The organism is Yoonia sp. (assembly GCF_036007805.1).
Lineage (GTDB): Bacteria > Pseudomonadota > Alphaproteobacteria > Rhodobacterales > Rhodobacteraceae > Yoonia.
The window spans coordinates 1-3,221 of the sequence record NZ_DASYOK010000354.1; the positions used below are offsets into that span (position 1 = coordinate 1).

Annotated in this window: 3 protein-coding genes and 2 tRNA genes; 3 read left to right on the forward strand and 2 right to left on the reverse strand. The window is 57.8% G+C overall.

Annotated elements, in window-relative coordinates; all coding sequences use genetic code 11:
* Nucleotides 1-293: 293 nt before the first annotated feature.
* The 3 genes from VGP75_RS18525 (at nt 294) to VGP75_RS18535 (ending at nt 1,743) form a co-directional block, all read left to right on the forward strand.
* Nucleotides 294-1,232, forward strand: a complete 939-nt coding sequence (locus tag VGP75_RS18525; RefSeq protein WP_327545065.1) for a pirin family protein — start codon at nt 294-296, stop codon at nt 1,230-1,232.
* 71 nt (nt 1,233-1,303) lie between these two features.
* Nucleotides 1,304-1,380: transfer RNA gene (locus VGP75_RS18530), tRNA-Asp, on the forward strand.
* Nucleotides 1,381-1,666: 286 nt separating this feature from the next.
* A tRNA-Asp gene (locus tag VGP75_RS18535) sits at nt 1,667-1,743 on the forward strand.
* Between the two features lie 58 nt (nt 1,744-1,801).
* Here the strand turns inward: VGP75_RS18535 and mgrA are convergent.
* Nucleotides 1,802-2,869 carry an L-glyceraldehyde 3-phosphate reductase gene (gene mgrA / locus VGP75_RS18540; RefSeq protein ID WP_327545066.1) on the reverse strand — a complete coding sequence of 356 codons (1,068 nt, stop codon included), beginning with the start codon at nt 2,867-2,869 and terminating at the stop codon, nt 1,802-1,804.
* Nucleotides 2,870-2,925: 56 nt separating this feature from the next.
* The coding region (locus VGP75_RS18545) for a M20/M25/M40 family metallo-hydrolase (RefSeq protein WP_327545067.1) at nt 2,926-3,221 on the reverse strand (296 nt) is incomplete at its 5' end.

Genomic DNA, 3,221 nt, shown 5'->3' on the forward strand with positions numbered 1-3,221 from the left:
CGCGGGTGTAATTGTACCGCGTATAACAACGGCCCTTTCTTTCATCGGCCCTGTCAGCCAAGAGCTGTGAAACGAATTTTTATTTCTGTAAAGGATTGCTTCCTGCACCATGTAAGAATGGTCGGAACACGGGCTGACGTCTGGCCGTCCTTCACGCTGTTCGGCCTCAGCCTTTGTCGTAGACAGCTAAGACTACTTAGATGTGCGCGCATATGCACACATGTTATTTGGTTTGTGGTGTTTAATAATTTTTCGCACAGTGTACATTTGCACAGAATGAATGGAGCACAGAAATGAGCTGGAACCCGAGTTTGAATACACATAACCCGACCGGTGACGCGATTGATGCGATCGACACTGTCATCGTTTCGCGTGCTCGTGATCTGGGTGGGTTTGAAGTGCGCCGCGCTTTGCCCGCACCCCGCCGGCAGATGGTTGGACCCTTTATTTTCTTCGATCAAATGGGCCCTGCCGAGTTTCTGACGGGCGAGGGCATTGATGTGCGCCCGCATCCCCATATCGGTCTGGCCACCGTCACCTATCTGCATAGCGGGACCATTCATCACCGTGATAGTCTGGGGACGGATCAATGGATCGAAGCGGGCGATGTGAACCTGATGGTGGCGGGTCACGGGATCACCCATTCGGAACGCATTGATGGAATCCAGCGGATGAAACCGCAGCGGATGTTTGGCATCCAGTCATGGATCGCGCTGCCCAAAGGGGCCGAGGATCGCGAAGCGGGTTTTATCCATGCGCCCAAGGCGGAATTGCCCTTCATGGAAGGCGAGGGCAAGCAGGTGCGCCTGATTATGGGCGAGGCTTACGGTGAACGCGCGCCGGTCGAGACGCCGTCTGAAATGTTCTACCTCGACGCGGTGCTGGAACCTTTTGCGGCCATGCCGCTGCCGGACAACCACGAAGACCGTGGGGCCTATGTGCTTGAAGGTGAAGTAGAAATCGCAGGGCAGGTGTTTGATCAGGGCAAGATGGTCACCTTCCGTCCCGGTGACCGGATCAGCATGAAAGCGGGGCCTTGGGGGGCCCGTGTGATGTTGCTGGGTGGGGCGACCATGGAAGGCGACCGTTATATCTGGTGGAATTTTGTGGCGTCGAGCAAGGAACGCATTGAGGAGGCCAAAGAGGCCTGGCGCAAGGGAGATTGGCAGAATGGCCGCTTTCAATTGCCCCCCGGTGATGACGCGGAATTTATTCCGCTGCCTGAGCGTTAAGGGCGCTTGACGGGGCGGGTTTGCGCACTTAGAAGCAGCGCACGTTCAGCGCTTGCTGGACAAGCAGATGCGCGGTTGTAGCTCAGTTGGTTAGAGTACCGGCCTGTCACGCCGGGGGTCGCGGGTTCGAGCCCCGTCAACCGCGCCACTGCCTTTCCCCTACCAGATCAGGTCGTCATGCATCGCCTTTGGCGCAGGATGATGTTTGGTTGCGTTTCCCCTATGTTTTCTTGGCGAAAGCCCCGTGCAGAAGCAGTACACAATGCGTACACAACCTGTGCATACAGATGCGTCGATCCGGGCAAATTAACGCACCGTGCGCGGTCAATTCTGAACAAGTTGTAAATTCTGTCGGGCCATTTGGGAAAAACCGCGCGGCGATGAAGATTTGGCGTTGACGCCCCGCGCATCCGCGACTATTCCGCCCCCTACGCGCGGTTGTAGCTCAGTTGGTTAGAGTACCGGCCTGTCACGCCGGGGGTCGCGGGTTCGAGCCCCGTCAACCGCGCCATTTTCCCAAGTTGCTGCTCAAAAGGTGGGTCATGGCCCACCTTCTTTTTGACGCGCGCTTATTCCAGTTCCGACGAGCGGGCCCAGAGGTTGATCGCTTCCTCGGAACTGATCTCGTCGATCTGTTTCAGCTCGGCTTCGGTAAAGTCGAGGTTGTCGATGGCACCTGCGCAATCAATGATCTGTTCGGGCCGTGACGCACCGATCAGGGCCGTGGTCACGCGACCGCCGCGCAGGACCCATGCGAGGGCCATTTGCGCAAGGGTTTGCCCCCGTGCTTGTGCCATGTCGTTCAGCGCGCGCACACTTGCCAGTGAGTTTTCATTGATCATGCCGTCAAGCAGCGATTTGCCTTGTGTCGCACGGCTGCCTTCGGGAATGCCGCCCAGATATTTTGACGTCAGGATGCCTTGCGCCAACGGTGTGAAGGCGATGGAGCCAACGCCCAGATCATCCAGTGTATCCAAGAGCCCGTCATGTTCCACCCAGCGGTTCAGCAGGTTGTAGGACGGCTGATGGATCAGGCAGGGGGTGCCAAGCTCTTTGAGGATGGCCACCGCCTCGCGGGTGCGTTGGGAATTGTAGCTCGAGATGCCAGCATAGAGCGCGCGGCCTGAGCGCACGATATGATCAAGCGCGCCCATAGTCTCTTCCAGCGGGGTGTCGGGATCGAAACGGTGCGAATAAAAGATATCGACATAATCCAGCCCCATCCGTTTAAGTGACTGGTCGCAGGAGGCGATCAGGTATTTGCGCGACCCCCATTCGCCGTAAGGGCCGGGCCACATGTCGTAGCCTGCTTTGCTTGAAATGATCAGTTCGTCGCGGTGGCCGTTGAAGTCGGTCTTGAGGATGTCGCCAAAGGCCTCTTCTGCCGATCCTGCGGGTGGGCCGTAGTTATTGGCCAGATCAAAATGCGTGATCCCCAGATCAAACGCCGTCTGGCACATGGCGCGCTTGGTGGCGTGCGGCGTGTCCTCGCCGAAGTTGTGCCACAGGCCAAGGCTGATGGCGGGAAGTTGCACACCCGAATTGCCACAGCGGCGGTAGACCATTTTGTCATAACGGTCAGAAGCCGGATGGTAGGGGGATGTGCTCATATACGGGGGGCGTGAAGTGTTGCTCATGGTGCCATCATGGGCGAATGCGGGGGCATGTCAAACGGATCATGCCCCCACCTTTGTTAGCTTGTCATTGCGTGCAGGATCCGTGCCCAGCTGCGGATGCCTTTGTGAAAGGACGAAAGATCGAATTTCTCGTTGGGGGAATGCAGCCCGTCATCGTCTTTGCCAAAACCGATCAGCATCGTGTCCATGTCGAGGATTTCCTTGAAGTGCCCCGCAATCGGGATCGACCCGCCGCCGCCGGTAAAGGCCGCTGCGTTCGGCCATTCATCCGAGAGCGCCTTGCGCGCCTGCGCAAAGGCCGGATGTGTCGTGGTCATCACAGAGGCCTTGCTCGCGCCGTGGTCTTTGAAGC